This window comes from Cryobacterium sp. PH29-G1 (assembly GCF_030063365.1).
In the GTDB taxonomy this organism is placed as follows: Bacteria; Actinomycetota; Actinomycetes; order Actinomycetales; family Microbacteriaceae; genus Cryobacterium.
Genome location: NZ_JASISY010000002.1, coordinates 347122 through 366121 on the forward strand (window position 1 = coordinate 347122; position 19000 = coordinate 366121).

The window sequence follows — 19000 nt, forward strand, 5'->3', positions numbered from 1 at the left end:
ACCCGTCCTAGTAGACCGTGACGATTTGCTTGACTTCACCGGATTCGGCGTCGGGAACCGGAGCATCGTCCGGGCCCTTCTGTACAGCCTTGAGGATCAGCTTGAACTCGACCACCGCGAGGATCCCGTAGAGCAGGGTGAAGACGATCAAGGAGATCAGAATCTCCACGGCCGTTACGCCGGGTGAGACACCGTCCTGCGTCCGCATGAGGCCGAACACAAGCCAGGGCTGACGGCCCATTTCGGTGAAGGTCCAGCCGACGCTCATGGCCAGCAGCGACATCGGGAAGCTCCAGATGGCGACTTTCCACATCCACGGACGAGCCGGCTTGGCGGCGGCCTTGCGGGTGAAGAACAGGCCTGCAACGGCGACCAGCATGTGGGCCAGGCCCAGGCCGATCATCCAACGGAACGACCAGTAGGTGACCCAGATAGTCGGGGTGTAGTCGCCGGGGCCGTAAGCGTCGACGTACTGTGCCTGCAAGTTGTTGATGCCTTCGACGGTGCCGTCAAGCGTATGTGTCGACAGGAACGAGAGCAGGTAGGGAATGCGCACCGAGAACAGCTCGCTGACGCCGTCCGGCGTACCGAGTGTGAAGATCGAGAACGAGGCGTTCGCTCCCGTCGCGGTGACATACATCGCCTCGGCGGAGGCCATCTTCATCGGCTGGACTTCGGTCATGATCAGGCTGAGCTGGTCACCGGAAAGTGTGGTGAGCGCGCCGGCGATGATCATCATCCACATGCCGAATTTGAGTGCCGGGCGCATGGTGTCGAAGTGCTGGTTGCGGGCCAGGTGCCAGGCCGCGACCGAGATGATCAGTCCGGCCGACACCATGAAGCACGCGAAGATGGTGTGCGGAAAGGACGCCAGCACGATCGGGTTGGTGAGCAACTCGCCGATGCTCGTGAGCTCGGCGCGACCCTTCTCCACGTTCATCGTGTAGGCGACCGGGTTCTGCATGAACGCGTTCGCGGCGAGAATGAAGTAGGCCGAGGTGATGGTGCCGATGGCGGTGAGCCAAATGGTGGCCAGGTGAATCTTTTTGGGTAGTTTGTTCCAGCCGAAGATCCACAGTCCGATGAACGTGGCTTCCAGGAAGAAGGCGAGGATGCCCTCAAACGCGAGCGGTGCCCCGAACACGTCGCCGACAAAGCGCGAGTAATCCGACCAGTTCATACCGAACTGAAACTCCTGCACGATTCCGGTCACGACGCCCATGGCGAAGTTGATCAGAAAGATCTTGCCGAAGAAATGCGTCAATTGCAGATATTTGCTCTTGTCCGTGCGCACCCAAGCCGTCTGGAAGATCGCGACCGTGAGGGCCATTCCGATGGTGAGTGGGACGAAAAGAAAATGGTAAATGGTCGTGAGACCGAACTGCCACCGTGAGAGGAGTAAAGGATCCAACCACTCGTTCATGTGCCCTCCAGCAAGTTGTGTTACGCGCAACTACTTTTCTACGCTGAGTAGAACTCTACTCTTCTACAACTCGTAGAAATCACAGTTTGACAGGGTTATATTAACGGCATGGGAAGTTTAGGTGTGCTCGAGAGGCTGATGATGGATGTCCTGTGGGATTCCCCGATGGGGCTGACGGCGAATGAGCTTAAGGATTGCCTGATCAACCCTAAAATTTCTACTGCTGTCGCCAAGCCCTTGGCGACGACGACCGTGCTGACCGTGCTCTCTCGGCTCGAGACCAAGGGTTTCGTTTCCCGCGATCGTGGCGTGCGTCCACACGCCTACCGGGCCGTAATGACGCGGGCTGCCCACACGGCGGGCTTAATGCACGAGGTGCTCGGGCAGGTTCCCGACCGCCAGGCAGCCCTGGCGCGTTTCATCGGTGATGTGAGCCCGCAGGAGGCAGAGACCCTGCGACAGTTACTCGGTGTCGCCTCCGCTGACTCCGCCTGAGCGCAGCTTCCCACCGTCGCAACACGCCACCTGAATGAACACCGCCGCCATCCTGCTCGCCGCCATTGCCGTTTTGCTGGCCTGGCCGGTGCCCCTGGTACTGGCACGCGCGCAGTGGCCGGCTCGATCCCCCGGCGTAGCCCTCGTTCTGTGGCAGGCGATCGCCCTCGCGGGCGGAACGTCGATGATCGGTTCACTACTGTTGTACGGCTTGGTTCCCTTTGGTAACTCTCTTCCGCAGAGCATCGTGGCCGTCGGCGCCGGGCTGCGAACCGGAGCACTCCCCGCCGGGGCAAGCTTCATCCACGTGCTCGCGCTCGGCGGTGCCATTCTGCTCGGCACTCATCTGCTGTTGAATCTGCTCGCCACCTTCGTTCGCGCCGAACGGCAGCGGCGTCATCACCACACTTTGATCGCCCTGCTCAGCGATCCGCTCCACGGCCAGCCGGGAATGCGCGTCATCGACCATCCGGCACCGGTCGCGTATTGCCTGCCTGGCGCGGGGCATTCGGCAACGGTGCTCTCCAATGGGCTACTTAGCCTGCTCGATGCCGACCAGGTGCGTGCGGTGATCGCCCACGAACAAGCTCACTTGGTGCAGCAGCACCATCTGGTGTTACTCGCCTTCAAGAGCTGGCACAGCGCCCTGCCGTGGTTTCCGATCGCCAATCGTGCCGAAAATGCCGTGGCCCTCCTCGTCGAAATGCTCGCCGACGATCATGCCCGCCGCGTCGTCGACGACCGCACCCTGGCCCGCGCGATCGCCCTGGTCGGCTTCGCCCTCGCCGGGGTTGCCACTCCGCTGACGAGTGAAGCGGATGCCACGGCTCTCGCCGCGGCATCCGCTTCAGATCCTGACCGGGGCCGAGGCGCAGCGCCCGAGCATCCCGCCCATCAGGTGACGCCACGGGTGGCCCGGTTGGTAAATCCGATCGTGCCGCTGCACTACACGGCCACGGCCGGAGCACTGACCGTGTCGGCGGTGCTCCTGACCGGGCCGGCCATTATTTTGTTCGGGTTTTAGGCCAGCGAACCTACAGCAGGTTTTCCTGGGTCAGCCAATCCGTGGCGATCTTGGCGGCCGAGAGCTTGTCGTTCTTGCTCTGGGCGTTGAGCGTCACGAGCGTGTCTTCGGAAAGCGCCGCGCTGACCTTGTTGAGGATCGCCGCTGCGCTCTCATCCACCTTTTGCGAGACGACGGGTACGACGTTATCCGGAAAGAACAATCCGTCGGGGTCATCGAGGGCGACCAGATCGTTGGTCTTGATGTTCGGGTCGGCGGTGTAGATGTTGGCGAGCTGAATGTCGCCGTCGACGAGGGCCTTGACGGTCAGCGGTCCGCCGCTGTCTTCGACCGGCACGAACCCGGCGATGTTGATGCCGTACTTCTCTTTCAGGGTCGTCGGCCCGTACGGCCGAGTCTCGAGCTCCGAGTTGCCACCAACGGTGATCGGCTCGGTGACGTTGGTCAGCGAGGCGATGTCGGTGAGATTGTACGTGTCGGCAAAGGCCTTGGTGACCGTCCAGGAGTTCTGGTCGGAAGCTCCAGCCTGGTCGAGAACTCGAAGGTTCTCCGGCAGAGCGGCCTGGAGTTCGGCATACGTCGCGTCGATCGTGCCACCGACGGCGTTCTTGTCGAGGGCCTGCAGCAGGCTTCCGGTGTATTCCGGGAAGACGTCGATCTTGCCATCTTCAATGTCGGGCAGGTACACCTCACGCTGGCCGATCTGGAACTGTCGGTCAACGGTGAAGCCGCCGGCTTCGAGCGCCTGGGAGTAAATCTCGGCGACGATCTCGTTGGAGTAATACGCCTGCGATCCCACCACGATGGTGGATGCCTCGGCGCTACTCGACGGATCCGCCAGCGGATCCCCCGACGCACACCCTGCAAGGGCTACGACGGCCCCAACCGCGACGGCGCCGATAAGCGTGAGCCGGCCTCTATTTGCTGTGAACATTAATGTTTCCTTCCTCGATGGCGGGTTCCATCACCGCGCGGGATCGGGATGACCCGTCGCGGATATCTGTGGGGCGCCCCGCTGTGACACCGCGCGGCACTACCAATTTTTGAACGAGGGCGAACACGCCCTCCAACACGATCGCGAGCACGATCACGAGGACTGAACCGCCGAGCATCTCGCCGTAGTCGCGAATGCGCAGGCCTTCAAAGAGGTAACGGCCCAGGCCGAAGTCTGCGATATAGGCCGCGAGGGTGGCCGTCGCCACGACCTGCAGGGTCGCCGACCGCAATCCCCCGATGAGCAGGGGCAGGCCGAGCGGCAGCTCGACCTTGAGCAGAATCTGCAGCTCCGACATACCCACGGCCCGCGCGGCGTCAATAATTTTGCGGTCGATGGCCTCAAAGCCGGTGTAGGCGCCGGCCAGAATGGGCGGAATGGCCAGCACGGTCAGGGCCACGAACGGGGCGTTCAGTCCGATTCCCACCCACAGCGCCACCAAGGTGAGCAGCCCCAGGGTGGGAATAGCCCGGAACGCACCGGCGGTCGCCACGGCCACGCTGCGGCCGCGACCGGTGTGTCCGATCACAAATCCAATCGGCACCGCAATCGCTCCGGCCACGACAAGGGTCACGAGCGTGAAGAGCAGGTGTTGCGCCAGCCGCGTCGGAATACCGCTGGCGCCGACCCAGTGCGCGGGGTCACCCAGCCAGGCGAGCGTTTCGGAGAGAAAGATCATGGTGTCGCCTCCGCCAGCGCGGCGCTCGTGCGTGACACGGTGCCGATGGCGCTGGGTCGAGTCCACGGCATCAGGAGCCGTCCGAGTAGAACCAGCGCACCATCCAGGGCAAGGGCAAGTAGCACGGTGGCGATAATGCCGGCGATGATTTCGGCTTGAATTCCCCGCTGGATCCCGTCGGTGAACAGGCTGCCGAGACTCTGGGCGCCGATCACCGCACCGACCGTGGCGAGACTCACCGTGCTGACGGCCACGACACGCAGACCGGCCAGCAGTACGGGCCCGGCCAGGGGCAGTTCCACCTGCCAGAACACGGTCCACCCCGAAAAGCCCACAGCCGTCGCCGATTGGCGCACGTCGCGGTCCACGGCACCGAGGCCGTCCGCTACCACCCGCACCATCAGGGCCACCCCGTAGAGGGTGAGCGCGATGATCAGGTTCAGGGGCGAGCGGATGCTGGTGCCCACGATAAAGGGCAGCACGATAAACAGCGGCAGCGAGGGAATCGCGTAGAGCAGCCCCACCGAGGTGAGAATAACCGCCCGGCTGGCGCGGTACCGGTGCGCCAGCCAGCCGAACGGGAGGGCGACGATAAAACTCAGCACAATGGAGGGGACGCTGAGTACGAGGTGATCGAACGTACGATCCCAAATGAGGTCTAGATTCGACCAGATCCAGGTCACCGCGGATCCCCACCTTGCGCCGAAGCACCCGATCCCTGAGGGCCGGCCTTTGACTCAGGTTCGAATGGTGCAGTTGCGGCCGCGGCGAGAGACGGCGGCGCGCCAACGAGTACACCGGCCAGGCGCCCCGTTTCGTCGACCACGACGTCGCCATCGCCGTGGTTTTCCACGTGCAGAGACCGTTTTCCTCGATCGGCCCCGACGAACGTCGAGACGAATTCATCGACCGGATTGGCCAGGATCTCGGCGGGCGAACCGATTTGGGCGATTTTGCCGCCGGTGCGGAGAATGACCACCTGATCGCCGAGCAAGAAGGCTTCATCGATGTCGTGGGTGACGAAGACCACGGTCTTGCCGAGTTCTCGTTGTAGTCGAAGCAGCTCCTGCTGCAGTTCGGCGCGAACGATGGGATCCACGGCGCCGAATGGCTCGTCCATGAGCAGAATATTGGGGTTGACGGCCAGTCCTCTGGCTACGCCAACTCGTTGCTGCTGGCCACCGGAAAGTTGGCTCGGGTACCGTCCGGCGAGCGAACGGTCCAGACCCACCGTGTCGAGCAGTGCCAGCGCCTCATCCCGGGCTTTCTTCTTGGGCATCCCGCGCAGCATGGGCACGGTGGCAACGTTGTCAACGACCTTGCGATGGGGCAGCAGACCGGAGTTCTGCATGACGTAACCAATGCCGCGTCGGAGCTTAACCGGGTCCAGAGTGCTGATATCCGCACCGTCGATTTCGATGCATCCGCTGGTCGGATCGACCATCCGGTTGATCATGCGCAGCAGCGTCGTCTTGCCCGATCCCGAGGTTCCCACGAACACGGTGGTTTTATGTGAGGGCAGTACCAGGCTGAAGTCGTCGACGGCGAGGGTACCGTCGGGAAACCGTTTGGTCACCGAGCGAAATTCAATCATCGGGTTGGCTCGCTCCTCGTACTGCGTCGGTCAACACAATCAGATGTTAACCCAATCACTATTCGGAGCGACAGGCAAAACGGATTGCGCAGAAAGACTACGCCACGACGGCAGACCGTACGTAACCGGTCCGCACGCCGGCCGTCAGGTCGCGCGACCCGCCCGGCGTGGCTCGAATCCTAGGAGGTCGTGGTCAGCAGGTCCAGCGCCTGCGGGCTGTAGTAGCGGTCGAGGTAGTCCCGCAGCACCCGGCGGCACTCGGCGATGAACCGTTCGTCGCCGAGCGGATCGGTGTGAAAAGCACGAGCCAGCAGCCCGTCGGCCATCTCGATCGCGACCTCGAGGCGAAAGATCAGTTCCGCACCGGCCGGCAGATCGAATTGATTCACGAGAACATCGGCGAGGCGTCGCGCAAAGAAGCCGGCATCCGCCACGGCGTCAACGTCGCGAGCACCGTCGCGGTCATCGAAGTTCACGATGCGAAAGCCGGGCTCGGACCGGTACAGGCCGACGAAAGCGGTTACGACACAGTCCACCGCATCCCACCAGGAGGTGAGCGTGCCAGCGCTCAGCTCGTCGACGACACGCTGCCGGAAGCGCACCACGGCGCGCTCGTGCAGGGCGTGCAGAACGGCCACCCGGTCCGGGTAATACCGATACACGGTGCCGATGGAGGCACCGGCGCGTTCTGCGATCATCGCGGTCGTGATGCGGTCGAAACCAACCTCGTCCACGACGGCGGCAGCTGCATCGAGCAACCCTGACAAACGTGCAGCGCTGCGCTGCTGAATCGGCTCGGTGCGCACCTGCTGTGCGGCTGAACCGGACTCTTCACCTAAAAGGCCACCAAGCGACATTTATCCCCCTTGAAGATAAGACCCCATCCTATTGGGTAAAACCCCATTCCCACGGCCAGGATCGGGGGATGCACAGCAAACGTGGCAGAATAAGAAAGTGCCAGAGTCCCCAGACGCCACGCCGAGTGCGCCCAGTCCCGTGCGGATCATGCACCGAGCGGCCCGCGTAGAGGATTGGCTGCACGATCGCCGCGAACATTCCGCCCGCCGCCGCGGCTACCAGCCGACCGTCATCCCCTATACCGGCTATGGGTCAACGGCATGGGTGCGCATTCTTTGTCGGGTCCTCCTGACCAAACCAGACAAGCCCGCCAAACGGCAAAAACGCCCGCGAGCGGATGGCCGTGACGCCGGCATTCGGGGCTGGCGCAGTTTCACCAGCGTTCCGGTCAACGATGTAACCGTCACAATTGAGATTGATGGCCAGACGCATCGCGTTCAGGCCGATCGCGGCGGAGTGGTCGACACCGTGCTTCCGGTATCGCTGCCCGCCGGTTGGCATGTTGCTCAATTGCACACCGAATTCTCCGCCGTGGCCGAGGCTCCGGTGTTCATCGTGGCACCGACGGTCGGCTACGGCGTTGTCTCCGACGTCGACGACACCGTGATGGTCACCACGCTCCCCCGCCCACTGCTCGCAGCATGGAACACGTTCGTGCTGGACGAGCACGCCCGGGTACCGACCCCCGGAATGGCCGTCTTTCTGGAACGGTTGGCGTCATTCACCCCCGGCGCACCCGTCATCTACCTCTCCACGGGCGCCTGGAACGTGGCCCCGACACTGTCGCGTTTTCTGTCCCGAAACCTCTACCCGGCCGGGGCGCTGCTCCTAACCGACTGGGGCCCCACTCACGACCGCTGGTTTCGCAGCGGCAGCGCGCACAAACGGGACAACCTGCGTCGGCTGGCCCAACAGTTTCCGCACATGCGCTGGATTCTTATTGGCGATGACGGACAGCACGACGAGGCCATCTACAGCGACTTTCAGCGCGACTACCCCGGCAGCGTCGCGGCCGTCGCCATTCGTCAGCTCTCCCCAAGCGAAGCGGTACTGGCCGGGGGGCGCTCACGCGACGCCGTCTTGATCGAGGGCGGCCCGGAAGCCCCGTGGGTCTACGGCCCCGACGGTTCGAGTCTGGCCAATCAACTGGCCGCGCACGGCCTGCTGTAGCCGGCACGCTCGCCGGAAGGCCAGCAAGAGACGGGATTCAGCGAACCGGCGCCAGAATACGATCGAGGCCGCGGTTGATCTGCCGCGCCCAGAGCGGGCCGCGATAGAGGAATGCCGTGTAGCCCTGCACGAGGGTTGCCCCGGCACGGAGGCGTTCGGCGACCTGTTCGGCGGTGTCGACGCCGCCGACGGAGATGACACAGAATTCGGGCGGCACCACAGCGCGAATCTGCCGCAGAATTGCCAGCGACCGGGCGTTCAGCGGGGCGCCGGAGAGTCCGCCGGCCCCGGCTGCCGCGATGGTAGCAGCATCCGTTCGCAATCCAGCACGGGAGATCGTGGTGTTGGTAGCGATGATGCCGTCGAGGCCGAGTTCAACGGCCAGGGTCGCGATGCGCGAAACTTCGGCATCCTCGAGGTCCGGCGCGATCTTGACCAGCAGCGGGGTGGTACCGGAGGCATGCTTGACCGCGGTCAGCAGCGGGGCGAGCTGGTCGAGTTCCTGAAGTCCGCGCAGTCCCGGGGTGTTCGGCGAGCTCACGTTGACCACGAGATAGTCGGCCAGCGGGGCGAGCATCTCGGCGCTTCGCAGATAGTCCGCCGTCGCGTTATCGACCGCGGTGACCCGACTCTTTCCGATATTGATACCGAGCACCGGGCGCCCGGCTACGGCACGCACCCGGGTCAATCGCGCAACGGCCCCGGCAGCGCCGTGGTTGTTGAAACCCATACGATTAATGACTGCACGGTCGGCCAGAAGCCGAAACAGGCGCGGGGTGGGGTTGCCGGGTTGGGCGATGGCGGTGAGGGTACCGACCTCGACGTGTCCGAACCCGAGCTGACCGAGGCCGAGCACGGCCTCACCGTCTTTGTCGAAGCCGGCCGCGACGCCGAACGGCGACCTGAAGTGCAGGCCGAGGGTGGTCACGCCGAGATCGGTGCGCGGCCGGGTGAACCGGTAGACCAGCCGCCCGATCCCCAGGGTGGGCAGCAGGCGAATAACGGTGAAAGCGAGGTGGTGGGCGCGCTCGGGATCGATGCGGGTCAGCACATGCTTGAAGAACAATGGATACATCATGCCTCTTAGGCCCTATGCGTGGTTGGAATTAGTGCTGGTGGTGCCGATACCGACCGTTGCGTTCGCGGCCGGGCTGACACCAGTGCGGGCGTTGTGCTCGATGCGCAGCTGAGCGATGGCGCTTTCGAAGTCCTCGAGAGAGTCAAAACCTTGGTAGACGCTCGCGAATCGCAGGTAGGCAACCTCATCGAGGTCGCGCAGCGGCGGCAGGATGGCCAGTCCGATGTCGTTGGCGTCCACCTGGGACAGGCCGGTCTGGCGAATGGTCTCCTCGACCTTCTGGGCCAGCATGGCGAGGTCGGAGTCGGTAACCGGTCGTCCCTGGCAGGCTTTGCGCACGCCGGAAACGATTTTCTCGCGGCTGAACGGTTCGACCACACCGCTGCGCTTAATGATGTTCAGGCTGGCGGTCTCCGTGGTGCTGAAGCGGCGGCCACATTCCGGGCACTGCCGGCGCCGGCGAATCGACAGTCCGTCGTCGCTCGTACGCGAGTCGACGACTCGGGAATCGGGGTGGCGACAAAATGGGCAGAACATCGTGCCACCAGCCTAGCGGTCGGTGGCGGTGGGAGCGGTCTCGAACCGGGCAGTGACGGCGTCGCCGTGCGCGGGCAGCGCCTCGGCGTTGGAGAGGGCGGCAATGTGTTCAGCGACGGCACCGAGTGCCTCCCGGCTGTACCGCACGACCTGCTGAGGTCGCAAAAAGGTATAGGCGCCGAGTCCAGAAGAGAACCGTGCCTGTCCCCCGGTCGGCAGCACGTGGTTGGACCCGGCAACATAATCCCCGAGGCTCACCGGGGAATACGGGCCGAGAAAAATTGCTCCGGCATTCTCGATCACGGCCAGCACGGCATCGGGATCGACCGTCTGAATCTCCAGGTGCTCCGGTCCGAAGGCGTTGCTGAAGGCGGCCGCGACCTGCAGGTTGTCCACGAGCACGATCGCGGACTGGCGACCGCCCAGCGCCGCAGTGACGCGCTCGCTGTGGGTAGTGGATGCCGCCAAAACAGCGAGTCGGGCCTCGACGGCCCCGGCGAGCTCGACGGAATCGGTCACGAGGACGGCCGCGGCCAGTTCGTCGTGCTCGGCCTGGCTGACCAGGTCAGCGGCGACGAGGAGCGGATCGGCAGCGGCATCCGCTATGACGAGGATGTCGGTGGGCCCGGCCTCGGAATCGATGCCGGCCTGTCCGCGAATGAGTCGCTTGGCGGCGGCGACGTAGACGTTGCCGGGACCGGTGACGATCTGCACCGGCTCCAGACCGATGTCTTCAACACCGTAGGCGAGGGCGCCGATAGCACCGGCACCGCCCATGGCGTATATTTCGTCGACACCGAGCAGGCCGGCGACGGCGAGGATGGTGGGGTGCACGCGGCCGTCGAAGTGGCTCTGCGGCGGTGAAGCCAGGGCGATCGAGCGCACTCCGGACACCTGTGCGGGCACGACATTCATCACCACGCTCGACGGATAGACGGCCTTGCCGCCGGGAACGTAGAGGCCGACCCGGTTCACCGGCTGCCAGCGCTGCGTGACCGTGGCACCGGCTTCAATGGTGGTCGTCGCGTGCGGCGGTACCTGAGCGGCACTGGCCAGGCGCACCCGGCGAATGGTTTCGGTGATGGCCGTGCGCACGGCCGGGTCGAGCCCGGCAACCGCGTCGGCGATGTGGCGCGCCGGAACCCGGACCTGGCCGGGGCGCACCCGGTCGAGGCGTTCGGCCTGGTCGAGCAGCGCAGCCCCACCACGCGCCCGCACATCGGCAATCAGCTCGGCGGCGATATCGGAGGCGACGGCGACGCTGGTCACAGCGCGCGGAACGGAAGCCAGAAGCGCGGCCGGTGTCGGCTCGCTCCCGCGAAGGTCAATAGTCTGGATCATCGTCGTCCAGCCTATCCGTCCAGCCGACCTAACATTCAGCGCGCGGGAATAGGCTGATACCGAAACAGATTGTTGGTTGTGTATGCAAAGCAACGTTGAACCCCTCGAAACGCGTCGGCCCGGTATCGTCCGGGCCGTGGTCGATGTGCCCATGACGAATCTCCGCACCGCTCCGCCGCTCGCCGCCGATCCCAATGCCCCCGATGACCTGGCCGCGTTCAAACACGCGTTTCGTCGTCATGCCGCCGGAGTCGCGGCGATCACGACGCTTGCGCCCGATGGCACTCCGGTCGGTTTCACCGCCACCTCGTTGGCATCGCTCTCCGCGGTACCGCCACTGGCCACATTCAACATGGCACGGTCCGCCAGCTCGTGGGCCGCGATCAGCGTTGCCGATCGGGTGGTCATTCACATGCTCGGCGCCCAGAATCGTGCCATCGCAGAAAAGCTCGCCGGGCCGCACGCCGATCGCTTCGTCGGCGACCACTGGCAGCCGGGTCCACACGGACTCCCCGTACTGGCCGGAGTGACCAGCTGGATGGTCGGTCGCATCGTGGAACGGCTCTCGGTGCACAACAATGCCGTCGTGGTCGTGCAGATCGAGGGCGGCGGTATGGGCGCCGACGATGAAGCCCTGCTCTATCACGAGCGCACCTACCGAGTGCCGGGCGCCCCGGTCTAGACCCGGCGCCGGGGCGCCGGGTCCTCGGGGCGAGGCCCGTCGCTTAGCGCCGTTTTCTTGCGGCGGTCAATTTGTCGGCCGCCTTGCGGCGCCGCCGTTCAGCCTCCACGACCGCGGCCTCGGCCGGTGTCGGCGCGGTGCCGCCGAGGTGTGCGGGCTGCCACCATTGGCCGGCACCGGGCACCGAGTACCCCGCCTGCACGGTGTCGACAAGGCTTTGCAGCCGGTCGTGCAGCTGCACGGTGGAGGCAGCGACGCTGGTATCGGCCGCGCCGGCGGCATCCGTGTGAAACGGTTGCCCAAAATGGATGCTGACCGGCACGCCCAGTCGTTCCCGCAGCTTCGAGCGATGGTTCTTGGTCATCAACCGATGCCCGCCCCAGACGACCACCGGAATGATCGGCACGTTCGCGGCCAGGGCCATACGCACCGCGCCGGTCTTCAGCTCCCGCACGGTGAATGATGCGTTGACGCCTCCCTCGGGAAACACGCCGACCAGCTCGCCGGCGGCAAGGGCTTCGACCGCCTGCGCATAGGCCTCACCACCACTCTCCATGTCCACGGAGATGTGCTTCATGCCGCGCAGCAGGCGCCCGATCATCGGCTGATCGAAGGCACCCTTTTTGGCCATGAAGCGAATGTGGCGGCGGTCGTGCAGCCAGGTAACCCACTCCACCAGGGCAAAATCGAGGTAGCCGAAATGCGTGATCGCCAGCACGGCACCGCCGGTTGCCGGTAGTTGGTTTAGTCCGGTCGTGGTCGGACGGACCCGGAGCAGGCCGAACAGGGCGCGCCCGGCACCGATAGCGGTCGAATAGATCGGCTCTCGCTTGTGCATGCTCCTAGCCTAGGCCTGTCAGCGACCACGATCAGGTCAGGCAGTTCGGTCCGAGAATGCTCTTGAGCTCGCCGAACAGATCGGCGCTCACCTTCACCCGGTGCGGCAGCTCGAACACCCGCGCGACATCATTCTTGACCAGTTTGAGCCGCACCTCGGCGTCGCCCGCATGGCGTTTGAGAATCTCACCGAGCGCGCTCACAGTGTCGGTGGTCGCTCGGGACTCCCCCACCGTTATGGATACCATGCTCTGGTCGGAGCCCTGGCCCAGGTCAGGCTGGAACACACTGAACGCGTGCAGGTTCATGCCGTCGTCGCGCAGGCTGACCCGACCGCGCACCACGACAACCGAGTCGCTGATCAGCTCGGGCGCAAACTCAAGGTAGGCCTTGCCCATGAACATCGCGGTGATCTCACCGCCGAAGTCTTCAACCTGAATCATGCCGTACTGGTTGCCCGACTTCTTGGCAATGCGGTGTTGCACGCTCGTGATCAGCCCGGCCACGGTCACAGTGTCACCGTCTTCGGTCGATTCCGACGCGATCAGGTCGGCAATTGTCGTGCTCGCATGCTTGGCGAGCGGTATCTCCAGCCCGGCCAGCGGATGGTCGGACACATACAGCCCGAGCATGTCGCGTTCGTAGGCGAGTTTCTCCTTCTTGCTCCACTCCGGCCGCTCGGGCACCTGCTCGGTGTCCTGCGGTTCGTCGAACAGGCTGTCGAAGTCGAACCCGATGTTGCCGTTGCTCTCCTCCCGCTTGATCTTGACGGCGGATTCCACGGCGGATTCGTGAATTTCCACCATGCCGCGTCGCGTCGCGCCGAGCGAGTCGAACGCTCCGGCTTTGACGAGCGATTCGATCGTGCGTTTGTTGGCGACCGGTAGGGGCACCTTGCGCAGAAAGTCGTGGAACGACTCGAAGCGGCCCTTCTCTTCCCGGGCTCCACGAATAGCCTCAACGACGTTGAAGCCAACGTTGCGCACGGCGCCGAGACCGAAGCGGATGTCGGTGCCCACGGCAGCAAAAAACCCGATCGACTCATTGACGTCCGGGGCCAGCACCTGAATGCCCATGCGCCGGCATTCGTTCAGGTACAGCGCGAGCTTGTCTCTGGAGTCACCGACGCTCGTGAGCAGGGCCGCCATGTACTCGGCCGGGTAGACGGCCTTGAGGTAGGCCGTCCAGTACGAGAGAACGCCATACGCAGCGGAGTGGGCCTTGTTGAAGGCATAGTCGGAGAACGGCAGCAGAATATTCCAGACCGTGGTGACAGCATCCATTGAATAGCCGCGGTCCTGCATGCCCTTGGAGAAGCCCTCGAACTGCTTGTCGAGCTCCGATTTCTTCTTTTTACCCATGGCCCGACGCAGCAGGTCGGCTTCACCGAGCGTGAAACCGGCGAGCACCTGCGCGATCGACATCACCTGTTCCTGGTAGACGATCAGGCCGTAGGTGGTTCCGATAACCTCGCGCAGGGGCTCTTCGAGCTCTTTGTGAATCGGAATGATCTCCTGCACACCGGTTTTTCGCAGCGCGTAGTTGGTGTGGGAGTTGGCACCCATGGGGCCGGGGCGGTAGAGGGCGATCACGGCCGAGATGTCTTCGAAGTTGTCGGGCTTCATGAGCCGCAGCAGGGCGCGCATCGGCCCGCCGTCGAGCTGGAATACGCCGAGGGTGTCACCGCGCGCGAGCAGTTCGTAGGCGGCAGGGTCTTCGAGCCCGAGGTCTTCGAGAATGGGACGGTGTCCGCGGTTCACGGCGATGTTGTCGAGGGTGTCGTCGATGATGGTGAGGTTGCGCAGCCCCAGGAAGTCCATCTTGATCAGTCCGAGGGCTTCGGACGCCGGATAGTCGAATTGGGTGACAACCTGGCCATCCGCTTCACGTTTCATGATCGGAATGATGTCGATCAGGGGGTCGCTCGACATGATCACACCGGCAGCGTGCACGCCCCACTGGCGTTTCAGGTTTTCCAGGCCGAGGGCGGTGTCGAAGACGGTGCGCGCTTCGGGGTCGCTTTCAATCACCGCACGAAAGTCGGCCGCTTCGCGGTAGCGCGGGTGGTCTTTGTCGAACATGCCGGTGAGGGGCACGTCCTTGCCCATGATCGCCGGCGGCATGGCCTTGGTGAGCTTGTCGCCCATGCCGAAGGGAAAGCCGAGCACGCGGGAGGCGTCCTTGAGGGCCTGCTTCGCCTTGATCGTGCCGTAGGTGACGATCTGCGCGACGCGTTCCTCGCCGTATTTCTCGGTGACGTACTTGATGACCTCGCCGCGACGCCGCTCGTCAAAGTCGACGTCGAAGTCGGGCATGGACACCCGGTCGGGGTTGAGGAAACGTTCGAAGATGAGGCCGTGCACGAGCGGGTCGAGGTCGGTGATGCCCATCGCGTAGGCGACCATCGAACCGGCACCCGAACCGCGCCCGGGGCCGACGCGGATCCCCTGCTGCTTGGACCACATGATGAAGTCGGCGACGACCAGAAAGTAACCGGGGAAACCCATCTGCACGATGATGCCGATTTCGTAGTCGGCTCGCTTACGCACATCGTCAGGAATGCCCTTCGGGTAGCGTTTGGCCAGCCCGACCTCGTTCTCTTTAATAAACCAGCTCTCCTCGTTTTCGCCCTCTGGGCACGGAAAACGAGGCATGTAGTTGGCTTTGGTGTTGAATTCCACCTCACAGCGCTCGGCGATGAGCAGGGTGTTGTCGCAGGCTTCGGGGTGGTCACGAAACAGGTGCCGCATTTGCGCGGCCGTCTTCAGATAGAACTCGTTGGAGTCGAACTTGAACCTGTTGGGGTCATCCAGCGTGGACGCCGATTGCACACACAACAGGGCGGCGTGAGCGGTGGCATCGTGCGCGTGCGTGTAGTGCAGGTCATTGCTGGCCAGCAGGGGAAGGTCGAGCTCCTTGGCCAGTTTAAGTAGGTCGGTCATGGTGCGGCGTTCGATATCGATGCCGTGGTCCATGATCTCGCAGAAAAAGTTCTCCTTGCCGAAGATGTCCTGAAAATCACCCGCGGCCTTCTTGGCCTCCTCATATTGGCCGAGGCGCAGACGCGTCTGCACCTCCCCACCGACACAGCCGGTGGTGCCGATCAGGCCCTTCGAGTATTGGCTGAGCAGCTCGCGGTCCATGCGGGGTTTGAAGTAGTAACCCTCGAGGCTCGCCTTTGATGAGAGCCGAAACAGGTTGTGCATTCCCGCGGTGTTTTCGGAGAGCAGCGTCATGTGCGTGTACGAGCCGGCGCCACCGACGTCGTCTCGGTTCTGGCCGCTCGTGCCCCAGCGCACGCGGGTTTTGTCTCGGCGGTCGGTGCCCGGCGTGATGTACGCCTCGGTGCCGATGATCGGCTTGATGCCGGCATCGGTCGCGCTCTTCCAGAAATCGAAGGCACCGAACACGTTACCGTGGTCGGTGATCGCAACGGCCGGCATCCCCTGTTCCACCGCGGCGTTGATCAGGGGTTTCACCCGCGCAGCGCCGTCGAGCATGGAATATTCGCTGTGCACGTGCAGGTGCACGAACGAATCGGTGGCACTTACCGGGTTACTCACGATGACTCCGACGTGTTAATGAAACGGTTAGGGAAGAGTCGGCCTTGGTCAGTCTCCCCGCAACACCGAAAGGGCGTGGGTGAGATCGGCCGGGTAGTCGGCGTTGTAGGTGACCCATTCGTGGCTGTCCGGGTGGGTGAACGCCAGTTGCTTGGCGTGCAGCCACTGACGTTTCAGTCCAAGCCGGGCGGTGATCGATGGATCGGCGCCGTACATGGCGTCTCCGACACAGGGGTGTCGTTGAGCTGTCATGTGCACGCGAATCTGGTGGGTGCGCCCGGTCTCCAGGTGCACCTCGAGCAGCGAAGCCGACGGAAAAGCTTCCAGGGTTTCGTAGTGGGTGATGGAGTGCTTGCCGTCGGCCATGACCGCGAACTTCCAGTCGTGCCGCGGGTGGCGGCCGATCGGCGCGTCGATGGTGCCGGTGAGCGGGTCGGGGTGCCCCTGCACCACGGTGTGGTAAATCTTCTCAACCTCGCGGTCGTGGAATGCCTTCTTGAGCGCGACGTAGGCCGTCTCCGACTTCGCCACGACCATAAGACCGCTCGTGCCGACGTCGAGCCGATGCACAATGCCGGCGCGCTCGGCCGCACCAGAGGTCGCGATGCGGTAACCCGCGGCTGCCAGAGCGCCGGGAACGGTCGGCCCGCTCCAACCGACGCTCGGATGCGCGGCAACGCCAGCGGGCTTGTTAATGACGACAATGCTCTCGTCGTCGTGCACGACGGTGAGGTCGGGAACGGCGATGGGAATGATGCGCACCGGCTGCTTGGGCTGCCAGGTGACATCAATCCAGCTTCCGGCACGCAGCCGGTCGGACTTGCCAACGACACTTCCATCGAGCACAACGCCGCCAGACTCGGACACCTCGGCGGCGAAGCTACGGGAGAACCCGAAGAGCTTGGCCAGTCCGGCATCAACGCGCACGCCCTCCAGGCCATCCGGGAGGGGCAACGAACGTCGTTCCGGCGGGCCGGTCAGGTCCTGGGCGCCGGTCATGGTCGCGCCTCGGCCCCGGGGGCCGGCCGATCCCGGGTCACGGGGTCGACCGATGGTGTCTCGGGGGTCACAGTATCCATTTGATTAAGGGGTGGATCGTGGGGAGGCGTTGGGTTCTTACCGACCGCCTCAACCTTGTTTCCATCGAGGCCGATACCGCGGATGGTTAAAATCATGAAGATGACCATGCTGATCACGATGGCCATGTCGGCGACGTTATAGATCGCCGGCAGCATCCACGGCGTTGAGATGAAATCGACAACGTGCCCCACCCCGAAGCCGGGATCGCGCAGCAGTCGATCCGTGAGGTTTCCGAGCACCCCGCCCAACAACAACCCGAAAACGAGGCCCCAGGTCAGTGAACGGATGCGCCGGGCGAACCAGACGATGAAAATAACGACGGCGGCGGCGATGATCGAGAAGATCCATGTGGAGCCGCTCGCCAGGGAAAACGCCGCGCCCGAGTTCCGAACGAAGTGCAGTTGCAGCACATCGTTCAGAACTCGGATCACGGAGCCCTCAGTCATCGAAGCGACGATGAGGTACTTACTGATTTGGTCGAGCGCGTAAACGCCGAGCGCGACGAGAGCTAGAACGATAAGCGCTCGCGCACGCTTCTTCGTTCGTGCCCTAGGCTCCAAAGCCCTGGAAGCTGGGCTTCGACGCGTTGCCGGCATCGGCCGGGGCGCTGACCGAACTCGCGTCGAGGTCATGCAGCTGGCCCTCGATGTAGCTCTTGAGCTTCAGACGGTATTCGCGCTCGAAGGTGCGAAGTTCGTCGATCTTGCCTTCGAGTGTGGAACGCTCCTTGTCGAGCTTCTGCAGCTGAACGCGCTGCTGAGTCTCGGCCTCGGCGATGACGCGTGCCGCTGTGGCGTGGCCTTCGGCGATCAGGGCGTCGCGCTTCTCAGCGCCTTCCTTGACGTGCTCTTCGTGCAGGCGGCGAGCCAGCTGCAGCAGGTTGGTCGTGCCGGCTGTCTCGTCGATCGGCGTCGGGGCGACGGCGGCAACCGGAGCGGCGACAACGGGCTCGACGACCGCTACCGGCTCGGCCACCACGGCGGCAACGGGAGCGGCCGCCGGAGCGGTCTCTGCTGCGGGGGCACCGTCGGAACCGGCCTGTGCGCGCAGTTCTTCGTTTTCCTTGGTCAGGCGACGCAGTTCGACGACGACCTCGTCGAGAAAGTCATCGACCTCATCCTGGTCGTATCCCTCACGGAACTTGGTCGACTGGAACCTTTTGTTGACTACATCTTCCGGAGTTAGCGCCATGGCTTTCCACCCTCAAAACTTGTATTAATTGTGAACATTTGACTGACTTGAGCCTAGGAGCGTCTCAAGCGTTTGATTGACTTCGGGCGGCCGACGAGCGCGTACAAGCTCACGACAAACCAGTCATCCGATAAGGATACATGCCCCGGTCGGGCGTTTACAGTAAGCCCGACAGGGACATACCCACGATGCAGCACAGCATGGTCAAGGTGAACCCGAAATCCAAAGCGATGGGCCCGACGCGAAGCGGCGGTACCAGTCGGCGAAAAAAACGTACCGGCGGATCGGTCAGCGTGTACACAAGCTCAACGGCCACGAGCAAAAAGCCCTGCGGACGCCACGCCCGATTGACACCGCGCACGAGGTCGATGATGAATCGACCCCAGAGCACGAGGAAGAACATGAAGAACAGGAAATAGAGAAGATTCCCCAGGATCGGTATACCAGTCACACT

19 protein-coding genes are annotated in these 19000 nt (G+C 63.7%); 4 read left to right on the forward strand and 15 right to left on the reverse strand.

The annotated features are described in order from the left end of the window. Window positions 1–7 precede the first annotated feature (7 nt). Window positions 8–1423 (reverse strand): cytochrome ubiquinol oxidase subunit I, encoded by a 1416-nt coding sequence (locus tag QMK22_RS04040; protein ID WP_283496339.1) that lies wholly within the window; start codon window positions 1421–1423, stop codon window positions 8–10. Window positions 1424–1531: 108 nt separating this feature from the next. On the opposite strand from QMK22_RS04040, the gene QMK22_RS04045 reads away from it, so the two are divergent. Both QMK22_RS04045 and QMK22_RS04050 read left to right on the forward strand, forming a co-directional pair. Then, complete coding sequence (locus QMK22_RS04045) at window positions 1532–1918, forward strand: BlaI/MecI/CopY family transcriptional regulator (RefSeq protein WP_283496340.1); 387 nt, start codon at window positions 1532–1534, stop codon at window positions 1916–1918. 34 nt (window positions 1919–1952) lie between these two features. Further along, complete coding sequence (locus QMK22_RS04050) at window positions 1953–2942, forward strand: M56 family metallopeptidase (protein WP_283496341.1); 990 nt, start codon at window positions 1953–1955, stop codon at window positions 2940–2942. 10 nt (window positions 2943–2952) lie between these two features. Here QMK22_RS04050 and QMK22_RS04055 read toward each other — a convergent pair whose 3' ends face one another. The 5 genes from QMK22_RS04055 to QMK22_RS04075 all read right to left on the reverse strand — a co-directional run bounded on the left by QMK22_RS04055 (window position 2953) and on the right by QMK22_RS04075 (window position 7066). Continuing rightward, window positions 2953–3876: an ABC transporter substrate-binding protein gene (locus QMK22_RS04055; protein ID WP_283496342.1), complete on the reverse strand. Its 924-nt coding sequence runs from the start codon at window positions 3874–3876 to the stop codon at window positions 2953–2955. Next, window positions 3860–4615, reverse strand: coding sequence for an ABC transporter permease (locus QMK22_RS04060; RefSeq protein ID WP_283496343.1), 756 nt, complete (start codon window positions 4613–4615; stop codon window positions 3860–3862). Before QMK22_RS04060 ends, QMK22_RS04055 begins: the two co-directional genes overlap by 17 nt. After that, window positions 4612–5298, reverse strand: a complete 687-nt coding sequence (locus QMK22_RS04065) for an ABC transporter permease (protein WP_283496344.1) — start codon at window positions 5296–5298, stop codon at window positions 4612–4614. The genes QMK22_RS04060 and QMK22_RS04065 overlap by 4 nt, the downstream gene beginning before the upstream one ends. Further along, window positions 5295–6209 carry an ABC transporter ATP-binding protein gene (locus QMK22_RS04070; protein ID WP_283496345.1) on the reverse strand — a complete coding sequence of 305 codons (915 nt, stop codon included), beginning with the start codon at window positions 6207–6209 and terminating at the stop codon, window positions 5295–5297. The genes QMK22_RS04065 and QMK22_RS04070 overlap by 4 nt, the downstream gene beginning before the upstream one ends. Window positions 6210–6388: 179 nt before the next feature. Next, window positions 6389–7066 carry a TetR/AcrR family transcriptional regulator gene (locus QMK22_RS04075; protein WP_283496346.1) on the reverse strand — a complete coding sequence of 226 codons (678 nt, stop codon included), beginning with the start codon at window positions 7064–7066 and terminating at the stop codon, window positions 6389–6391. Between the two features lie 148 nt (window positions 7067–7214). On the opposite strand from QMK22_RS04075, the gene QMK22_RS04080 reads away from it, so the two are divergent. Next, the gene (locus tag QMK22_RS04080) at window positions 7215–8237 is read left to right on the forward strand and encodes an App1 family protein phosphatidate phosphatase (protein ID WP_283496468.1); all 1023 of its coding nucleotides are present in this window, start codon (window positions 7215–7217) and stop codon (window positions 8235–8237) included. 37 nt (window positions 8238–8274) lie between these two features. On the opposite strand, the gene QMK22_RS04085 is transcribed toward QMK22_RS04080, so the two are convergent. The 3 genes from QMK22_RS04085 to hisD are packed head-to-tail and all read right to left on the reverse strand — an operon-like array spanning window position 8275 to window position 11193. Next, window positions 8275–9312, reverse strand: a complete 1038-nt coding sequence (locus tag QMK22_RS04085; protein ID WP_283496469.1) for a quinone-dependent dihydroorotate dehydrogenase — start codon at window positions 9310–9312, stop codon at window positions 8275–8277. 15 nt (window positions 9313–9327) lie between these two features. After that, window positions 9328–9852, reverse strand: a complete 525-nt coding sequence (gene nrdR / locus QMK22_RS04090; RefSeq protein ID WP_283496347.1) for a transcriptional regulator NrdR — start codon at window positions 9850–9852, stop codon at window positions 9328–9330. A 12-nt stretch (window positions 9853–9864) separates the two neighbouring features. Beyond that, window positions 9865–11193, reverse strand: coding sequence for a histidinol dehydrogenase (hisD, locus tag QMK22_RS04095; RefSeq protein ID WP_283496348.1), 1329 nt, complete (start codon window positions 11191–11193; stop codon window positions 9865–9867). 151 nt (window positions 11194–11344) lie between these two features. Here hisD and QMK22_RS04100 point away from each other — a divergent pair, with 151 nt between their 5' ends. Beyond that, the gene (locus tag QMK22_RS04100) at window positions 11345–11875 is read left to right on the forward strand and encodes a flavin reductase family protein (RefSeq protein WP_283496349.1); all 531 of its coding nucleotides are present in this window, start codon (window positions 11345–11347) and stop codon (window positions 11873–11875) included. A gap of 43 nt (window positions 11876–11918) precedes the next feature. Here the strand turns inward: QMK22_RS04100 and QMK22_RS04105 are convergent, their stop codons facing one another. The 6 genes from QMK22_RS04105 to QMK22_RS04130 all read right to left on the reverse strand — a co-directional run bounded on the left by QMK22_RS04105 (window position 11919) and on the right by QMK22_RS04130 (window position 18997). Further along, on the reverse strand, window positions 11919–12713 hold the full coding sequence (locus QMK22_RS04105; RefSeq protein WP_283496350.1) for a lysophospholipid acyltransferase family protein: 795 nt from the start codon (window positions 12711–12713) through the stop codon (window positions 11919–11921). A 31-nt stretch (window positions 12714–12744) separates the two neighbouring features. Next, the gene (dnaE, locus tag QMK22_RS04110) at window positions 12745–16212 is read right to left on the reverse strand and encodes a DNA polymerase III subunit alpha (RefSeq protein WP_502857052.1); all 3468 of its coding nucleotides are present in this window, start codon (window positions 16210–16212) and stop codon (window positions 12745–12747) included. A gap of 111 nt (window positions 16213–16323) precedes the next feature. Then, window positions 16324–17274, reverse strand: coding sequence for an RluA family pseudouridine synthase (locus QMK22_RS04115; protein ID WP_283496352.1), 951 nt, complete (start codon window positions 17272–17274; stop codon window positions 16324–16326). Next, on the reverse strand, window positions 17271–17915 hold the full coding sequence (gene lspA, locus QMK22_RS04120) for a signal peptidase II (RefSeq protein ID WP_283496353.1): 645 nt from the start codon (window positions 17913–17915) through the stop codon (window positions 17271–17273). Before lspA ends, QMK22_RS04115 begins: the two co-directional genes overlap by 4 nt. Further along, a complete protein-coding gene (locus QMK22_RS04125) occupies window positions 17905–18546 on the reverse strand; it encodes a DivIVA domain-containing protein (protein WP_283496354.1) in 642 nt (213 codons plus the stop codon). Before QMK22_RS04125 ends, lspA begins: the two co-directional genes overlap by 11 nt. A gap of 157 nt (window positions 18547–18703) precedes the next feature. Then, window positions 18704–18997, reverse strand: coding sequence for a YggT family protein (locus tag QMK22_RS04130; protein WP_283496355.1), 294 nt, complete (start codon window positions 18995–18997; stop codon window positions 18704–18706). Window positions 18998–19000: the final 3 nt, after the last annotated feature.

Excerpts from the sequence above, each read along its gene's own strand:
- QMK22_RS04040 (WP_283496339.1), bottom strand. The coding sequence starts at position 1,423 with ATGAACGAGTGGTTGGATCCTTTACTCCTCTCACGGTGGCAGTTCGGT.
- QMK22_RS04045 (WP_283496340.1), top strand. The coding sequence starts at position 1,532 with ATGGGAAGTTTAGGTGTGCTCGAGAGGCTGATGATGGATGTCCTGTGG.
- QMK22_RS04050 (WP_283496341.1), top strand. The coding sequence starts at position 1,953 with ATGAACACCGCCGCCATCCTGCTCGCCGCCATTGCCGTTTTGCTGGCC.
- QMK22_RS04055 (WP_283496342.1), bottom strand. The coding sequence starts at position 3,876 with ATGTTCACAGCAAATAGAGGCCGGCTCACGCTTATCGGCGCCGTCGCG.
- QMK22_RS04060 (WP_283496343.1), bottom strand. The coding sequence starts at position 4,615 with ATGATCTTTCTCTCCGAAACGCTCGCCTGGCTGGGTGACCCCGCGCAC.
- QMK22_RS04070 (WP_283496345.1), bottom strand. The coding sequence starts at position 6,209 with ATGATTGAATTTCGCTCGGTGACCAAACGGTTTCCCGACGGTACCCTC.
- QMK22_RS04075 (WP_283496346.1), bottom strand. The coding sequence starts at position 7,066 with ATGTCGCTTGGTGGCCTTTTAGGTGAAGAGTCCGGTTCAGCCGCACAG.
- QMK22_RS04080 (WP_283496468.1), top strand. The coding sequence starts at position 7,215 with ATGCACCGAGCGGCCCGCGTAGAGGATTGGCTGCACGATCGCCGCGAA.
- QMK22_RS04085 (WP_283496469.1), bottom strand. The coding sequence starts at position 9,312 with ATGTATCCATTGTTCTTCAAGCATGTGCTGACCCGCATCGATCCCGAG.
- nrdR (WP_283496347.1), bottom strand. The coding sequence starts at position 9,852 with ATGTTCTGCCCATTTTGTCGCCACCCCGATTCCCGAGTCGTCGACTCG.
- hisD (WP_283496348.1), bottom strand. The coding sequence starts at position 11,193 with ATGATCCAGACTATTGACCTTCGCGGGAGCGAGCCGACACCGGCCGCG.
- QMK22_RS04100 (WP_283496349.1), top strand. The coding sequence starts at position 11,345 with ATGACGAATCTCCGCACCGCTCCGCCGCTCGCCGCCGATCCCAATGCC.
- QMK22_RS04105 (WP_283496350.1), bottom strand. The coding sequence starts at position 12,713 with ATGCACAAGCGAGAGCCGATCTATTCGACCGCTATCGGTGCCGGGCGC.
- dnaE (WP_502857052.1), bottom strand. The coding sequence starts at position 16,212 with ATGCTCGACGGCGCTGCGCGGGTGAAACCCCTGATCAACGCCGCGGTG.
- QMK22_RS04115 (WP_283496352.1), bottom strand. The coding sequence starts at position 17,274 with ATGACCGGCGCCCAGGACCTGACCGGCCCGCCGGAACGACGTTCGTTG.
- QMK22_RS04125 (WP_283496354.1), bottom strand. The coding sequence starts at position 18,546 with ATGGCGCTAACTCCGGAAGATGTAGTCAACAAAAGGTTCCAGTCGACC.